This is a genomic window from Adhaeribacter arboris (assembly GCF_003023845.1).
Classification (GTDB): domain Bacteria; phylum Bacteroidota; class Bacteroidia; order Cytophagales; family Hymenobacteraceae; genus Adhaeribacter; species Adhaeribacter arboris.
Map to the genome: position 1 here is coordinate 2,620,235 of NZ_PYFT01000001.1, position 19,151 is coordinate 2,639,385.

The following is a 19,151-nucleotide window of genomic DNA, read 5'->3' on the forward strand; positions in this document are numbered from 1 at the left end:
CCCGGGAATTGTTGTTCCGGGGCTTTGGCTATTATAAATCATCTACTATCCACTTAGTTTTTATCTTCCTATGAAAATATTTTTAAACAACTTCTCCTTGCTTTTTCTAACAAGCACAAAGACTTACTGGCGACAACGTTTTATCCTTTTAATTTTTTTAACTTTCCCATTTATTTCTTCAGCCCAAAACATTAAATGGGATAAAACTATTGGGGGTAGTTTAAAAGAAACTCTAAGGATAACCCTGCCAACTTCCGATGGAGGCTTTATTTTAGGAGGAAGTTCAAACACGCGCAAAAACGGCGATAAATCGCAAATTAACCGAGGGCCGGCCAACACCTTTGATATTTGGTTAGTAAAGTTAAATGCCAATGGCTCCATTGCCTGGGACAGAACCTTGGGCGGTAATGACCACGAAAGCCCACTTTCCCTCCTGCAAACCAAAGATGGTGGTTACCTGGTATTAGGTTTCTCGGGTTCTGGCATTTCGGGTGACAAAACCCAGGAAGGAGAAAGATGGCTGGTAAAATTAAATCCCGATGGTACCATTGCCTGGGACAAAGCTTATCCGGATGGTTTATGGAAAATATTGCAGCAGACCAGCGATGGCGGGTATATTCTGAGTGGACGAACCCTTATAGCTCCTACCTATCAAGATGAAGAAGTATGGCTGGTAAAATTAAATGCCTCTGGAACTCAGGAGTGGAAAAAAAACATATTTGAGAGAACCCATAAAATGGATTCGTTTGGCAATACCTCCTGGCTGCAACCTACCCCCGGGGGAGGCTACCTTATTGGGGGATATAATGAACCCAATAATGGCCGAAAATTTCCGAGGGAATACTGGTTGGTAAAGCTGGATGCAAACCTTACTAAAATTTGGGATAAACCGATAAAGTTAGAAAAAGCTGGTTTTCTTAGTTACCTCCAACTTACTCAAGATGGAGGGTATGTTTTAGGCGGGTCATCCGGTGAAGGAACCTACGAGTATAAAAATGAAGCTGGCCAAGGGGGCAACGATTACTGGATTATAAAATTTGGAGCTAATGGTAACCAGGAATGGAATAAAACGCTTGGGGGTAGCGGCAACGATGATTTAAATTCCATTTATCAGACAAAAGACGGCGGTTATTTAGTAGGCGGCAACTCTAGTTCTAATGGCAGTGGGGATAGGACACAAAATAGTCAAGGGGCATTTGATTACTGGATCACAAAACTGAATGATAAAGGTCAGAAAACCTGGGACCTTACCTTAGGCGGCAATAGCCCCGATTATTTAACTTCCGTGCTTCAATCCCAGGATGGTGGCTATTTTGTTAGTGGTTATTCGATTTCGGGGAAATCCGGCAATAAAACAGAAGCCAGTAAAGGCGGCTATGATTACTGGGTAGTAAAGCTGGATAATACAGAGCGGCAAAAACAAACCATAACCTTTGAACCCGTACCGGCCATTAATTTTGGAACCCAAAAAACAATTTCTTTAAAAGCTACGGCTAGTTCCGGTTTACCGGTTTCCTTTCAAATAATATCGGGACCAGCCACCGTGAAAGGCAATAAACTTATCCTTACCGGCGGTAGCGGTACAGTTACCGTAGATGCCGTTCAGCCCGGTAACGAAAACTACTTACCCGCTTCTAATGTTGCTATCCGCTTTGTGGTAAACGTACCACCTATCACCCGGCTCTGGGATAAAACCTATGGGGGCATTCGTACTGAGTATCCCAACCAAGGTGGAGAATGCGATAAAATATTTGGCTCCTCGTCTTTGGCCGCCATGGTTGTTACTCCCGATGGCGGGTACTTGCTGGGAGGCACTTCCGATTCCAAAAAAGGCAATGATAAAAGTGCCGACCATCGGGGCACTATTTCACCGGAACAATGCTTTACCGACCAGCAACCCATCGCCGATTACTGGATCGTAAAAACCGATGCGAACGGTAATCGTTTGTGGGATAAAACTTATGGCGGCAACGACCGGGAGGAATTGAGCACTTTAATAGCTACCCCCGATGGCGGCTACTTGCTAGGTGGCTCGTCCCGCTCCGATGGAAATGGCACTAAAAGTGAAGCCAACCGGGGTAAGTTTGGCACCGACTATTGGATAGTAAAAACGGATGCTAACGGAAATAAGCTTTGGGATAAAACTTTTGGCGGCGATAACTGGGATGATCTTACTTCCCTAGTAGCCACTCCGGATGGCGGCTATTTACTGGGCGGTTCGGCCAATTCCGGTAAGACCGGCGACAAAACCCAAGGCGGCGAAGGTGCTTCTGAATACTGGGTAATCAAGATAGATGTTAATGGTAATAAAATTTGGGATAAAGCTTTTGATAGGCCAGGGTATGATTGGAGCTATTTACAAACTATGCTTGCTACCACCACAGGAGGCTATTTATTGGGGGGATTTTCCGATACAGGAAATGCCCCGGATTATTGGGTAGTGGAAATAGATGCAAGTGGTAAGAAGATTTGGGACAAAAAATTTGGCGGCACTGGCTACGATTATCTTACCTCTTTGGCAATTACCCCCGATGGCGGTTATCTTTTAGGTGGTCATTCTAATTCGGATAAAAGCGGTGATAAAACGGAGCCTAAAAAAGACAACACGGAAAGTGGCGGGTACAGTGATTATTGGATTATTAAAATAGACTCCAAGGGTAATAAACTTTGGGATAAAACTTTAGGGGGTAAACAGGGGGAGATATTGAGCAGTTTGGTTGCTACTCCGGATGGTGGTTATTTATTAGGAGGCTATTCCAGTTCTAATATTAGTGGTGATAAAAGCGAAATGAACCGAGGCAATGTTAACGGCGGGGAAGATTACTGGGTAGTAAAAATTGACCAAACGGGCAAAAAGCTTTGGGATCGTACTTTGGGAGGAAATTTTTATGATGACCAACTAAGTTCCTTATTAGTTACTCCTGATGGCAGCTATCTACTGGGTGGTACTTCTGGCTCCGGTATCAGTGGGGATAAAAGCGAGCCTCTTAAAGGCGTAAGGGATATTTGGATGGTAAAAATCAAAGAAGAAAGTGCTCCGGAAGCATTAGCCTGGGATAGGCGCTATGGTGGCTCCTTAGATGATATTTTAACCGATGTAATTAAAACCAATGACGGTGGCTATTTAGTGGGGGGATATTCTAAATCCGGTAATAGTGGGGATAGAAGCCAAAACAGCCAGGGCGGTACGGATTACTGGATTGTGAAAACGGATAAGAACGGGCAAAAACTCTGGGATAAACGCTACGGCGGTAAAGAATATGATTATCTAAACCGGGTTATTCAAACCCACGACGGGGGCTATTTACTGGCGGGTAGTTCCTTCTCCGGCATAGGCGGGGATAAAAGCGAAGAAAGCCGTGGGAATTGGCAGTATACTTTTCTTCGGCGGGACCATTGGGTAGTGAAAGTAGATTCTTTAGGCAATAAGCAATGGGATAAAACTTTGGGCGGGACCAGGGAAGATGAGTTAAAGAAAGTTATCCAGCTTTCTACCGGCGAATACGTACTGGGCGGCAGTTCCGCCTCCGGAATAAGTGGCGACAAAAGTCAGGCTAGTCAGGGAGGTAGGGATTATTGGCTGGTAAAAATAAGCAGCACCGGCACTAAAATCTGGGACAAACGGTACGGGGGAATCGAGGATGAGACTTTGGCTAGCTTTACCCTTACTAAGGAGGGCGGCTTCTTGTTAGCAGGTACTTCTTTCTCGGGTAAGAGCGGCGACAAGAATGAGGCTGGTCGCGGAAAAAATGACTATTGGGTAGTACGGATAGATAAAGATGGTAACAAGCTTTGGGATAAAACCTTCGGAGGTACTAGTGAGGATGAAGCGGCTTCAGTGCTTCGTAGCAATGGGGATTACTTTATTATATCTGGCACCAGTAGTTCGCCGGCGAGTGGCGACAAGAGTCAGGGTAGTCAATTAGATAGCCAAGGTTTTGAAACGCCTGACTTTTGGGCAATTAAAATAGATGGTAGAGGCAACAAGGTTTGGGATAAAACTTTAGGAACTAAGGAAAACGATAACTTGGTGGCTAGCACCTTTAACCAAGATGGCGGTTATGTTTTCGCGGGTAGCTCTTATACTTTCAAAAAAAGTCAGGGAAGTTGGGACTATTGGATCGTGAAAGTAGATGCCAATGGCAACCAAGAGTACGATCAAGTTTTTGGTGGCAGTGATCGGGAAGAACTGCGTACCGTTTTACAAACCAGCGATGGCGGTTTATTGCTTGGTGGCCGCTCAAAATCCGGAGTGAGCGGAGATAAAACCCAACCCAGTCAAGGCGAAACGGATTATTGGCTGGTAAAACTCGCTCCGGAAACTCTATCCATGGTAGCCGCCCGGGAAGTTACTCCAACAAAAGAACCGGTTACCCTAATCCCTTCCTTAATCGCCTACCCCAATCCGTTCCACGGCCAAGTAACCGTCAAGTTTAGCTTACCGCAAAGGCAAACGGCTACCGTAAAAATCTTGGATAGCCAAGGCCGGGAAGTAAGCACTTTGTTTCAGGGAGAAGTTAAAGCGAAGCAAGTTTATGAAGTAAAATGGCAAGCTACTAGTAATCCGGCGGGTTTATACTTCCTGCAATTGCAAACGCCTACTTTACAACAACAACACAAACTACTTTTAAGAAAATAAATATTTTCAATTTAAAACAGGAAAGACTACAAATTCAAAATTCCTGGAAATATTTTTTAATGATTTATGAAACAACTTCTAAATCCCAATTTTTCATTTTACAAGCAACTAATAGGCAAATACAAGCGCCATCTGAGCCTTATTCTTCTCGTTTTCACTTTTATCAATCACCAAACTTTTGCGCAATCTATTATTTGGGATAAAGTTACCGGCACAAAAGAGGACGATACTTTTACCACCGGGCAGCCAACCCTTGATGGAGGTTATATTATGGGTAGCACTTCCACTGCCGGGATTGGAGGGGATAAAAGTGAAGCTTCCCGGGATACAGACATCTATAACCGCGGTGACTACTGGGTAGTAAAACTAAATGCCAATCGAACCAAGGCCTGGGATAAAACTATCGGGGGAAATGGCAGGGATGTGTTAGCTTTTCTGCGGCAAACTCCCGATGGTGGTTATATTCTGGGAGGCACTTCCCGCTCTGGTATCAGCAACGATAAAACCGAAGCCACCCGGGATACTACTAACGTGGCCTACACTAAAGGTGATTTCTGGATTGTAAAACTGAACGCCGATGGTACCAAAGCCTGGGACAAAACCTTCGGCGGGTTTCGTAACGATAATCTAACCTCCCTCCAGCAAACCAGTGATGGCGGTTTTATCTTGGGAGGCTACTCTTCTTCGGGCATAGGGGGCGATAAATCGGAACCCTCTAGAGGTGATGCCGATTACTGGATCGTAAAACTTAAAGCCGATGGCAGCAAAGAATGGGACAAAACCCTGGGTGGTAACAGTAATGATTTATTAGCCTGCGTGCTGCAAACCCGCGACGGCAATTATGTTCTACACGGTTATACCTATTCGGAGAAAAGCAGCGATAAATCCGAAGGTAGCCGCGGAGAAGCTGATTATTGGGTAGTGAAAATAAATAAGAACGGGGCTAAAATTTGGGACAAAACGTACGGTGGACGCGATGGCGATGAAGTTACTTTGGGTGCCAATTTGTTGAAGCAGACCAGCGATGGCGGTTTTATTATAGGAGGTTCTTCTTTGTCGAGCAAAGGAGGCGATAAAACCCAGGCAAGAAGGGGACTATCCGACTATTGGGTGCTAAAACTAAATGCCGATGGCTCTAAAGTGTGGGACACCACTGTTGGCGGAAATAATGGGGAAGGCTTACAATCTCTTCTAGCCTTAAATGATGGGAGTTATATTTTGGGAGGGTCTTCTAATTCTAAAATCAGCAACGATAAATCCGAGGACAACAAAGGTTTACCAAATACCGAGGATTATTGGGTAGTGAAACTAGGTACCGATGGTAAATTTTTGTCGGACAAAACAATTGGGGGAAATAATTCTGACTGGTTATCTTCCCTGGATATGACCTCAGACAGGAATTTAATCTTGCTTGGAAATTCAAGATCAGGCAAAAACAACGATAAAACACAGGCTTCTAAAGGAGGATCCGATGCTTGGCTCGTGAAATTAGAAAACGATTTCAAGCAAAACCAAAAAATCACGTTTGACTCCATTCCGATGCAAGAATTAGGTGAGCCGGCCATTAGTCTTTCGGCTAAAGTTAATACGGGGCTTCCGATTACTTTTGAGGTATTATCCGGTTCGGCTACCATTAAAGGAAATAAATTAATTCTTACGGGTGCCGGTACCGTGCGCGTCGCCGCTATTCAGGCCGGCAATGCGCAGTATAAACGAACCGAAACTACCCAAACTGTATTAATTACGCTTACCGGCAAACAATGGCAAAAGAACTACGGCGGCAATAAAACCGATGTACTCACCACGATAATCGCCACTCCGGATGGCGGCCATATTATTGGGGGCACGTCTACTTCCGGGGCTTCGGGCGATAAAACAGAAAATAATAAAGGCAATACCGATTACTGGGTAGCGAAAGTAAATGCTACGGGGGTAAAAATCTGGGATAAAACCTTTGGCGGCAGCCAGGCCGATCAACTGACCGCAATGTTGGCTACTACCGACGGAAACTACTTACTCGGGGGAACTTCCGGCTCCGGTAAATCCGGTGATAAAAGCCTAGCCTCTAAAGGGCTGAATGATTATTGGTTAGTAAAAATAGATGCGAACGGAAATAAAATCTGGGATAAAACTTTTGGGGGGAGCCAAAACGATTGGCTGGCTACCTTAACCGCCACCCCGGATGGTGGTTATGTATTGGGCGGTACTTCTAATTCCGGTAAGAGCGGAGATAAAAGCCAGGCAAGCCACGATACCCAATCAGAAGTTTACACCCTCGGTGATTACTGGATTTTAAAAATAAATGCTGCGGGCAATAAAGTTTGGGATAAATCTTACGGAGGCAAAAGTCAGGATAAACTAACCGCGATTCTGCCCAAACCAAACGGGTACTTATTAGGAGGCAGATCCAGCTCAGATACTAGTGGGGATAAAACCCAAAAATCGCGCGGTTTAGTTGATTATTGGGTGATTAGCATTACGGAGCAAGGTGATAAAATCTGGGACAATACGTATGGCGGCCTTACTAAAAATTATAATGGCAAAGGAATTTATGAGGATGGTGCCTCTCTTCTTAGTTCTATGGTAGCCACTTCCGATGGCGGCTTTTTACTGGGCGGCTCTTCCAATGCAGCAAAAGGGGGCGAGAAAACCGATGACGTGGTCACCCGGGAACCAAACTCAGGAAGCTTTCACACTGCAAATTATGATTACTGGGTAATAAAAATTAATTCAAGCGGCAAGAAAATTTGGGATAAAACCTACGGCGGCCGGATAGTTTATCCGGGCGAAATAGGTACAGGAGAATTCTGGACAAATACGGGAGATTCTTACTTGAATAGGATCGTACCTACAACAGGAGGTTTCCTGCTGGCGGGTACCTCTAACGCCGATATAGACCGGAGTAAAAGTGAGAAAAACCGGAGTAACATTAGTAAAAACGAAGATGAAAGACGTGAACAAGGTTACCGCAATGTAGAGACTTCCGTCTGGAACGATTGCTGGCTGGTAAAAATTGACGAACAAGGGAAAGTACTGGAAGACCGTACCATTGGCGGTCCGCGCAACGACGAACTTAGCGCCGCTATCCTTACCCCGCAGGGTAATTTGCTGCTGGGCGGTACCTCTTACTCGGGGATTGGAGCCGATAAGAACTCGGTCAATGTAGGAGAAGCCGATTACTGGATCGTGCAAGTAAGTGCCGACCGAATTCTCGAACCGCTAGCTGCCTCCTGGGACCACCGTTATGGGGCTAGCCGCAACGAAGGCTTAACCGACGTGATTAAAACTGCTGATGGTGGCTATTTAAGTGCCGGTTTCTCGGATTCTTATTCTAACAGCGACGATAAAACCCAAAATTCGATTGGTAAATACGATTATTGGCTGGTAAAAACCGATAAGAACGGCAAAAGGCTCTGGGATAAAGTTTACGGCGGCCTGGAAGATGATTATCTTAACCGAGTTATTCAAACCCAAGATGGAGGCTACTTACTAGCGGGTTCTTCCCTGTCGGGTAAGAGTGGGGATAAGAGTCAGGCTACCCAAGGTAATAGAGATTACTGGATAATCAAGATAGATGCGCAGGGTACAAAGCAATGGGATAAAACCTATGGTGGCTCCGGCACCGACGAGTTACAGAAAGTTATTCAATTAGCTTCCGGAAATTACGTGTTAGGAGGTTACAGCAACTCTCCCATTAGCGGGGATAAAAGCCAGGTGAGTCAGGGCAAGAATGATTACTGGTTCGTTAAAATTAGTAAATCCGGTAAAAAGATTTGGGATAAAACCTACGGCGGCAACCAGGATGAGACCTTGGGCAGCTTTACCGAAACCCAAGACGACGGCTTTTTACTCGCGGGTACTTCGCTTTCTGGAGTTAGTGGCGACAAGAGTCAACCTACCCGGGGCAGTAGTGATTTCTGGGTGGTAAAAACGGATAAAGACGGCAACTTACTTTGGGAGAAAACCTATGGCGGCAGCGGTCAGGACGAAGCTTATTCCATTGCCCGGAGTGGCCCTGAATACTATATCTCGGGTACTAGTAATTCAAGTAAGAACGGCGATAAAAGCCAGGCTAGCCAAGGTAGCAAAGACTACTGGTTAGTAAAAATAGATGCCAACGGCACTAAACTTTGGGATAAAACTTTTGGCGGCAACCAAGACGATGAACTTCGGGCCAGCACCCGCTTACGCAACGGTCACTTAGTTTTAGGCGGCACTTCTTTTTCCAGTATCAGTGGTAACAAAACCCAGCTTAGCCGGGGTATTTCCGATTACTGGATCGTAGAAGTGGATGCGGCAGGTAACCAGGTTTATGATAAACGTTTCGGGGGCAGCGGTCAGGAAGAACTTCGTACCATTTTCCAAACCATTGATGGTGGTTTACTCTTAGCCGGTCGTTCTAACTCCACGGTAAGCGGCGAACATAGCCAAACTAGTTGGGGCCTTAATGATTTTTGGCTGGTGAAACTCGCGCCGGAAAATCCATCCATGGTAGCCGCAAGGGAAACTACTCCAACAGAGGAACCCATTACCTTAACCAATTACTTAACCACTTATCCCAATCCATTCCAGGGCAAAGTAACCGTTAAATTTAGCTTACCGCAAACGCAAACGGCTACGGTAAAAATCTTTGATAGCCACGGTCAGGAGGTATGCACATTATTTCAGGAAGAAGCGAAAGCGAAGCAAACGTACCAGGTAGAGTGGCAAGCCGGCAATAAACCCGCTGGTTTGTACTTCCTGCAATTGCAAACTCCTACCCTTCGCCAACAACACAAACTACTCTTAACCAAATAAAACTACCACTTTAGCCGCTGAAGTTATTCTATCCCGCGCCCAAAGATTTTTTAAACTCTTTACCATCAAATTTAAATTTTCACTTTCCTCATGAAAATACTTTTAAGTAATTTCTGCTCTTTCCTTCCAACTAGGCTACCAATCAAATGGAAAAAGCATTTTAGCTTAATCCAACTTTTAATTATTGCCTTTCCCCTCGTTACCACGGCCCAGAACCTGCAATGGGACCGAACCCTGGGCGGAAATAGTAATGATAATCTATCTGTTGTGCAGCCAACCAGCGATGGCGGTTATATTTTGGGCGGCACTTCCGCTTCCACTAGCAGCGGTGATAAATCCCAGGCTAGTAAAGGGAACGAGGACTACTGGCTAGTAAAGCTGAAAGCGGATGGTACCAAAGAATGGGACAAAACTTTCGGGGGAAACAATTCCGACCGCTTAACTGGCTTGCAACAAACCAAAGATGGTGGATACATTTTAGCTGGTAATTCTCAGTCCGACAAATCCGGGGATAAAACCGAAGTGGTTACTGGTAGCTGGATCGTGAAGGTACAAGTGGATGGCAGTAAAGCTTGGGATAAAACTATTGTTGGAGGTAGCGTAGCCTCGTTGCGGCAAACCCGCGATGGAGGGTATATTCTGGGAGGTGGCTATGAAGATTACTGGGTAGTAAAGCTAAGTACCAATGGCACGAAAGCATGGGAGAAAACCTTTGGCGGTGATGATCTAGATATATTAACCTCTGTGCAGCAAACCAAAGATGGCGGCTATATTTTAGGTGGTTCCTCGCGATCTGGCATCTCCGGTGATAAATCCGAAAAAAACAATGGAGGCGCTTTCACTTCTGATTACTGGATGGTAAAATTAAGAGCCGATGGCACCAAGGATTGGGATAAAACCATTGGGGCCGACCGAAACGATGGTTTAACCGCCCTTCAGCCAACCAGCGATGGCGGCTATATTCTGGGGGGTCGTTCTTCTTCCAGTAAGTCAGGGGATAAATCCGAAAATTTAATAGGAGGCTACGATGAAGACGGGGCAGATTACTGGGTAGTAAAAGTAGATGCCCGCGGTAACAAAGTATGGGACAGCACGATTGGCAGTACGATCGCGGATATTCTAACCTCCTTACAACAAACCCAGGATGGGGGGTATATTCTGGGCGGGTATTCTTTATCCGGTAAGGGACACGATAAGACAGAAGATAACAAAGGGGGTAGCGATTACTGGATTGTAAAATTAAAAGCCGATGGTTCCAAAGTCTGGGATAAAACCATCGGCGCAAATAACTGGGCAGAGTTGGCTGCGGTGCAGCAAACCAGCGACGGCGGTTATATTATAGGTGGTTCTTCGAACGGCGATAAATTTGGCGATAAAACCGAAGCGAACAAAGGGGTACCCGATGAATCGGGTTGGCCGACGAATGATTACTGGATCGTAAAACTAACGGAGAAAAAGCCCCAAACCATCACCTTCACTCCTATATCGGATAAAAAATTAAGCGATGCCCCTTTTAAACTTTCGGCTAAAGCCAGTTCTGGTTTGCCGGTTAGTTTTAGCGTGGTAGCCGGCCCGGCAAAAATGAATGGGAATAGGATTACGCTTACGGGAGTAGGCGAAGTAATCGTAAAAGCTTTCCAAATTGGCAACGCTACTTATTTACCCGCCGAAGCTACGCAAACATTCCAAGTGAAAGAGACTTCTCTTGTTACCAAACTTTGGGATAAAACCCTTGGGGGAACCGGATACGATCGGCTTCAAACCATGATTACTACGCCGGAGGGCGGGTACTTACTAGGTGGTTCCTCTGAATCTGGTAAGGGTGCGGATAAAAGTGAAGCCAACCGGGGCACTGATTACTGGGTAGTTAAACTGGACAGTAACGGTAAAAAGCTGTGGGATAAAACCTTAGGTGGCAGTGGCGGTGATGGACTGGTAAAGATACTAGCTACTTCCGATGGCGGCTACTTACTGGGCGGTTCTTCCACTTCGGATAGCAGTCGTTTTAAGCGAGCTCCCAACAAAGGAGAAAGTGATTATTGGCTGGTAAAAATAGATGGCAAGGGTAATAAACTCTGGGATAAATCCTACGGCGGCAATAAGACCGATGTACTGCAAGCTTTGGTGGCTACCCCCGATGGTGGTTATTTGCTAGCGGGCTCTTCCAACTCGAATAAAAGCGGGGATAAAAGTGAAGAGAATCAAGATATAGAGGATTGGTTATACCCTCCTTTTGATTACTGGGTGGTAAAAGTTGATGCCAAGGGCACTAAGCTCTGGGATAAAGCCTATAGCGGTGACAGCCGAGATATATTAACCGCTATGACAGCAGCGCCTGAGGGAGGCTATTTACTAGGTGGTTATTCTTACTCCAATAAAGGCGCTGACAAAAGTGAAAACAATAAAGGGAATGCCGATTTTTGGGTGATAAAAATCGATGAAACTGGTAAGCGGATTTGGGATAAGACTTATGGTTCCCAGGATGATGATGCTCTTACGGCGTTAGAAATTACTCAGGATGGGGGATTTTTGCTGGGCGGCACCAACAATACCGAGGATCAAGACATGTTAGTGATAAAAATAGATGCTCTAGGTAATCAGGTCTGGAAAAAAAATTACGACTATTCGGGCGACATGGAAGGTCTAAACACTTTATTAGCTACTCCGGATGGTGGCTTTTTGCTGGGTGGCTGGGCCACGGAATCCTGGATAGTAAAAATAGATGAAACCGGCAGCAAGCTTTGGGAAAGATTGTTCACTGGCGCTACGGAAATCAAGTCCATTCTAGTTACCCCAGACAAGAATTATTTAATAGGTGGAGATTCGTACGACATTATCACCGAAGATAAAACGGAACCTGGCCGGGGAGGATATGATTACTGGGTAATCAAAATAAAAGAAGAAAGTGCCCCGGACACCTCTGCCTGGGATTGGCGCTTTGGCACCTTAAGTACCGATAATCTTACTTCGGTTATCAAAACTTCCGACGGCGGCTACTTAGCCGGTGGTTATACCGCCTGGGGCATGGATGCCGATAAAACCCAAACCAGCCGGGGCATGAACGACTACTGGATCATTAAAACCGATAAAAACGGCAAAAAGCTCTGGGACAAACGTTATGGTAGTTACAACAATGATTATTTAAAACGAGTCATTCAAACGCAGGACGGCGGATATTTACTCGGAGGCTCCACTTTTTCGGGTAAGGGTGGTGATATCAGCGAAGACAAACGGGGTGACCGCGATTTCTGGATAATAAAAGTAGATGCCCAGGGCAATAAGCAGTGGGATAAACGGTATGGCGGTAAAGGAGAAGACGAATTGGAAAAAATAGCCCAACTAAGTACCGGCGAATACGTGCTCGGTGGCTACAGCAGCTCTCCGGCTGGTGGGGATAAGAGTCAAGGCAGCCAAGGTAAATACGATTACTGGATGGTCAAAATCAACACCACTGGCGCCAAAATCTGGGATAAACGTTACGGTGGTTCTTTGCGCGAAACCTTAAGCAGCTTTACCGAAACCAACGACGGGGGCTTACTAGTAGTGGGTACTTCTCTTTCACCCGTTAGCGGCGACAAAACAAAGGCGAATTACGGTGAAACAGACTTCTGGGTAGTGCGGACCGATAAAGCCGGCAATAAATTGTGGGATAAAACGTATGGAGGCAGTGGCAAAGACAATGCTTACTCCGTAGGACGCAGCAATGGAGATACTTTTTTTATTGCCGGTACCAGTTGGTCAGCAGCAGATGGTGATAAAAGCCAGACTAGCCATGTAAACGATTTAGGTATTCCGACAGCTGATTATTGGATTTTAAAAATTGATGGCCTGGGCAAGAAGTTGTGGGAAAAAACGTATGGAGGCAGCGGCCAGGATCAGCTCCAGGCCAGCACGCCTACCCAGGACGGAGGCTTTGTACTAGCGGGTACGAGTAACTCCCTGGCCGATGGCGATAAAAGTGAGCCGAGTTATTTAAGTGCAGATGGTTGTTGTGCAACCAATGACTTTTGGATCGTGAAACTGGATGGTAATGGCAATAAGCAGATGGATAAACGCTTGGGTGGAAACGACGAAGACGAATTACGAACCGTTTTACAAACCGAGGATGGCGGCTTATTGTTAGGGGGCCGTACTTCTTCGGAGAGGAGCGGTGATGTAACTCAACCCAGTAAAAGCATTTATGGTGGGAGAGATTACTGGCTGATAAAAGTAGCACCCGAAAGTTTGAAAGCTGCGGCCACCCAACCAAACCAAGTGGTGAACTTGGTACCATTGTCAGCAGTTATAAATACACCGGTACAGGTAACTGCATATCCTAACCCCTTCAGCGACAAAGTAACCGTAAAGTTTAGCTTACCCGAAACCCAAACGGCTACGGTTAAAATATACGACCATCAAGGAAACGAGGTGAGTACTTTGTTCCAAGGCGAAGCAAAAGCCAATCAAACCTATAAAGTAGCATGGCAAGCGGGTAATAAACCAGCCGGTTTGTACTTTCTAAAATTGCAAACCCCTACTCTCCAGCAGCAGTCTAAGCTGCTGTTAACCAAATAATAACTTAGCATTTACAATAAAATAAGGCCGTTAGAAGTAATTCTAACCGCCTTATTTAGTTCACAAAAGATTGAACAAATAAAAATTCTTTCCAGAAGGCTTTACCTTACATATCTTTACTTAATGGCAGCTCTTTTTACTTCCCACCGAATCCTCTACCTCCATCTGAATAGTCATAAAGATTATTCTCTTGCAGAGTAGTCGTAATTCTTTATAAATATTTAGCTAAAAAATAACAATATACCTACTTTTAGGTATTGTGCCTTCTCTATATAGTGCTTACATTTACCTGATTTACTCTTTTTGGCTCTAACTTCTAACACCAACTAGGCAGCGTCTTATTCTTAAGACGCTAACTAAACCTTATCAAAGTCAGAATAATGAAAACACCTTTAACTTTTTTTCAAAGGTCTAACTGGGACCAGATTCTTACCAGTGGGCGCCGTTTCGGGGCGCTCTTGTTAATTTCCCTTGGTATATCTCACTTTTCTCAAGCTCAAACCAAAGTGTGGGATAAGACTTATGGGGGCGATAAAGAAGATAAATTACACGAAGTTCTACCAACTAAAGATGGCGGCCACCTCTTAGGAGGGTATTCTTATTCCGGCATTAGCGGGGATAAAACCCAAGCCAACCGGAGCCAAAATCCCACGCCTGATTTTTGGATTGTTAAACTCAAAGCCGATGGCAGTAAAGAATGGGATAAGACCTTAGGTGGTAACAATTACGACTTTCTCTATTCCATGCAGCCGACCAAGGATGGAGGGTACATTTTAGGCGGATACTCCCAATCGGGTCCAAACGGCGACAAGTCCGAAGCAGGACGGGGAGTAGATGGGGATTACTGGGTGGTCAAACTTAAAGCTGATGGCACCAAAGAATGGGATAAAACTTTTGGCGGCAATAAACAGGACCAGTTAGCCGCCGTGATACAAACGAAAGATGGGGGCTACTTAATTGGAGGCTATTCCCGCTCGGGCATTTCGGGCGATAAAACCGAGCCGAATAAAGGCAAAAATGATCTGGATTACTGGATTGTGAAAACGGATGCGAACGGTAAAAAGCTCTGGGATAAAACCCTAGGGGGCCGATACGATGATTTGTTAACTTCTTTACAAGAAACCACAGAGGGTAATCTGCTAATTGGTGGTTCTTCCGGTTCGGACATCTCCGGCGACAAATCCGGAGCTAGCCGGGGTGGCGGCGACTTTTGGGTGGTGAAGCTCCAAGCCGATGGCCGTAAGTTATGGGATAAGACGCTAGGTGGAACAGAGCAAGAGGATCTAACCGCTTTACTGGTTACCAAAGGGGGAGACTATATTGTAGCCGGCTCGTCGAAGTCGGGGAAAAGCGGCGATAAAACCGAAGAGCTGCGGGATACTAAGTTCTCCGACTTCGATAAGTATGAGTGGACCTCGGATTTTTGGGTGGTAAAACTAAATGCTAAGGGCAACAAAATCTGGGATAAAACGATTGGCGGCAACCAATTTGATGCCTTAGCTTCCGTGCAACCAACTAAAGATGGCGGTATTTTGTTAGGCGGTACTTCTAGCTCTGACAAAAGTAGTGAAAAAACGGAAGGCAATAAAGGATCGACCGATTACTGGGTGGTAAAATTAACCAAAGATGGTCGCCCGCTCTGGGATAAAACGATTGGCGGGAATAACGAAGAAAGATTAACAGCCGTGTACCAGACCAGTGAGGGCAGCTATATTCTGGGTGGTTCATCCCGGTCGGGAAAAAGCGGCGATAAATCCCAGCCAAGTAAAGGCGAGTTTGATTATTGGGCAGTAAAACTGGGTTACAAAAAAGAACAAACCCTCACCTTCAGCCCAATTTTAGATAAAAAATTAGGGGAGGCCCCTTTTCAAATTTCAGCAAAAGCTAGTTCCGGCTTACCGGTTACTTTTAGCGTCGTTTCCGGACCGGCTACTATAAAAGGCAATATTGTTACTCTTACCGGCGTAGGTCATGTTACTGTAAAAGCCACGCAGGGCGGCAATGCTACCTTTCAACCTACCGAAACCACGGAAACTTTTGTGGTGGTAGTACCATCTACGGTGCTTTGGGATAAAACTTTTGGTGGTAACGTGGATGATAATTTATGGGCGATGACTCCCACTAAGGATGGGGGGTATATCTTAGGAGGATTTTCAGATTCTGATAGTAGCAGCGATAAGACCCAGCCTCGCCGGGGAAGCCTGGATTATTGGATAGTGAAGCTGAATGCTAATGGTTCCAAAGCCTGGGACAAAACCTATGGCGGTACGAAGTCGGACCTGTTGTTAACTTTGCAACAAACCCAGGATGGGGGCTATATTCTGGGTGGAACTTCTCCATCCGGCAAAGGTGGTGATAAATCAGAACCGAGCCGCGATGCCAAAAACAACTTGGGGATGGAGGGGGATTACTGGATAATGAAACTAAACGCGAGCGGGGATAAAGTTTGGGATAGAACCTATGGGGGAGACGGAGAAGACGTATTAACCTCGTTGCAGCAAACTCCAGATAATGGTTTTATCTTGGGCGGCAGCTCTTCTTCTGGCATTTCGGGTGAAAAAACTCAATCCAGATATGGTGAGTGGTACGATACAGATTACTGGGTAGTTAAGATAAACGAAAAAGGGGATAAAGTTTGGGACAAAACTTTTGGGGGTACAAGTAGGGACCAATTAAATGTTGTGCAGCTTACTCCAGATGGTGGTTATATGGTGGGTGGCTATTCAGAATCTGGTAAAGACGGAAATAAAACTGCTCCTAATAAAGGAGGATCTGATTACTGGATTATCAAATTAAAAGCAGATGGCAGTAAAAAATGGGAAAAAACATTTGGAGGAACGGAATTTGATGAATTAACGGCACTCCAACCGACCAATGATGGCGGCTATCTGGTGGGAGGTTCTTCCAGTTCCGAGATTAGTGGTGATAAAACCGAAGCTATCGTTAATAGTAATCGTATATGGGATGATTATTGGATTATTAAATTAAATGCGGATGGCACGAAAGAATGGGATAAAACCTTAGGCGGAAGCAATGACGATAGATTAACGTCCTTAGAGCAGACCCAGGATGGAGGGTACCTATTAGGTGGTTTTTCTATTTCTGATATCAGCGCAAGTAAAACAGAGGGTTCGAAAGGTGGCTATGATTTTTGGCTAGTGAAAGTAGATGCTGATGGAAGCAAAAAATGGGATAAAACGCTCGGGGGAGATGGGGAGGATTACCTACATGCTTTACACAAAACCCAACAGGGTGATTTAGTTTTAGCGGGTTCTTCTTATTCGAATAGCAGTGGTGATAAAACGGAGGCGAATAAAGGCAGTGATTACACTTACGATTACTGGATAGTCAAGCTAAAAGTAGACGAGAATCCAACGCTTGCGGCTTGGGATATGCGCTACGGCGGCACAGGTACCGATAATTTTACTTTGGTCATTAAAACAGCCGATGGCGGCTACCTTTCTGGCGGTTATACCAACTCGGGTAAGAGTGGGGAAAAAAGCCAAAGTAGCCAAGGCAAAAACGACTACTGGATCGTCAAAAGTGATAAGAATGGCAAAAAGCTCTGGGATAAACGTTATGGCGGCAGTAGCGACGATTACCTGAATTCTATTATCCAAACCCTAGATGGCGGTTACTTACTGGTCGGCAGTTCTTTGTCGGGTAAAGGTGGTGATAAAAGCCAGGATTCCCGGGGTGAGCGCGACTACTGGATTGTCAAAGTAGATGCTGCGGGCACGAAGCAGTGGGATAAACGCTTTGGCGGTTCGGATTATGATGAGCTTAAACGAGTTTATCAACTTCCTTCCGGCCGCTATATTCTGGCCGGTACCAGCAGTTCCCCAGCTAGCGGCGACAAACGCCTGGGCAGCCAGGGCGGCCAAGATTACTGGGTACTCAAAATAGCGGCTTCGGGCGAACGGATCTGGGACAAAAGCTATGGTGGTTCGGGTGATGATGTGCTGGAAGGCTTGACTCCTACCCTGGACGGTGGCTTTCTGCTGGGCGGCAGTTCCGCTTCGGGAGTAAGTGGCGATAAAACGCAGGCTAGCCGCGGCGGCAGTGATTACTGGCTGGTGCGGATCGATGCCGATGGTAACTTGGTTTGGGAGAAACGTTTTGGCGGCGCGGGCGAAGATCAACTACTAGCCTTAGGCAGCACGGGTACCAGTTCCGGCAATTTCTTTGTGGCCGGCACAAGTACTTCAAGCAAGAGCGGCGATAAAAGTCAATCTAACCAAGGCGGCAAAGATTACTGGTTACTGAAAATCAACGGTAAAGGCGGTAAGCTCTGGGATCAACGCTATGGCGGCAACCAGGACGACGAGCTTCGTTCCATCATTCTCACCCAGGATGGCGGCTACTTGTTAGGCGGAAGTTCTGAATCAGGTAAGAGTGGGGATAAAAGCCAGGATAGTCAAGGAAAGAAGGATTACTGGTTGGTGAAGACCGATGATAAAGGTCTGCCGCAATGGGATAAGCAGCTCGGCGGCGATCAAGCGGAGGAACTACGCACGATTCTGGAACTACCCGGAGGCGGCTATGTAGCCGGGGGTCGTTCTGCTTCCGGGGTGAGTGGCGACCGAACCCAGCCCAGTCAAGGTGGTACCGATTACTGGTTAGTCAAATTCACTTCGGAAACGGAATCGGTGGTAGCGGAAAGAGAAGCGGTGGAAGCAGAACAACCTGAAACGTTCGTTCAATCTTTAACTGCATATCCTAATCCGTTCCAGAATAAAATATCCATAAGCTTTACTTTACCGCAAACCCAATCAACAACGATAAAAATCTTCGACCACCAAGGAAACGAGGTGAGTACAATATTCCAAGGCGAAGTGAAAGCAAACCAGACCTATGAAGTAAAATGGCAAGCGGGTAATAAACCAGCCGGTTTGTATTTCCTGCAACTCCAAACCCCTACTTTACAACAGCAACAAAAATTACTTCTAACCAAGTAAGCAGTCTTAGCCGCCTCAAAAGCCGGAAAGAGCCAACTCTTTCCGGCTTTGTTTTTATAGAACTTAACTCAAAGGTTTTGTCCGGCTAAAGTCAGCCTGGTTTTTCTCATTTTTGAGATAAGTAATTGATTTTAAATTGAAATCCCACCGAAATTCTAACCTTATTATGTAAAAATACCCAATTTTAGGTATAGGAAACGCTC

Annotated in this window: 4 protein-coding genes; all 4 read left to right on the plus strand. The window is 45.6% G+C overall.

Annotated features, from left to right (window positions below):
- The first annotated feature begins 70 nt into the window (after positions 1 to 70).
- The 4 genes from AHMF7605_RS10715 to AHMF7605_RS10730 all read left to right on the plus strand — a co-directional run bounded on the left by AHMF7605_RS10715 (position 71) and on the right by AHMF7605_RS10730 (position 18,948).
- Positions 71 to 4,639, plus strand: a complete 4,569-nt coding sequence (locus tag AHMF7605_RS10715; RefSeq protein ID WP_106929120.1) for a T9SS type A sorting domain-containing protein — start codon at positions 71 to 73, stop codon at positions 4,637 to 4,639.
- A 66-nt stretch (positions 4,640 to 4,705) separates the two neighbouring features.
- Complete coding sequence (locus AHMF7605_RS10720; RefSeq protein ID WP_106929122.1) at positions 4,706 to 9,436, plus strand: T9SS type A sorting domain-containing protein; 4,731 nt, start codon at positions 4,706 to 4,708, stop codon at positions 9,434 to 9,436.
- A 90-nt stretch (positions 9,437 to 9,526) separates the two neighbouring features.
- Positions 9,527 to 13,990, plus strand: coding sequence for a T9SS type A sorting domain-containing protein (locus tag AHMF7605_RS10725; protein ID WP_106929125.1), 4,464 nt, complete (start codon positions 9,527 to 9,529; stop codon positions 13,988 to 13,990).
- A gap of 380 nt (positions 13,991 to 14,370) precedes the next feature.
- Positions 14,371 to 18,948, plus strand: a complete 4,578-nt coding sequence (locus AHMF7605_RS10730; RefSeq protein ID WP_106929127.1) for a T9SS type A sorting domain-containing protein — start codon at positions 14,371 to 14,373, stop codon at positions 18,946 to 18,948.
- Positions 18,949 to 19,151: the final 203 nt, after the last annotated feature.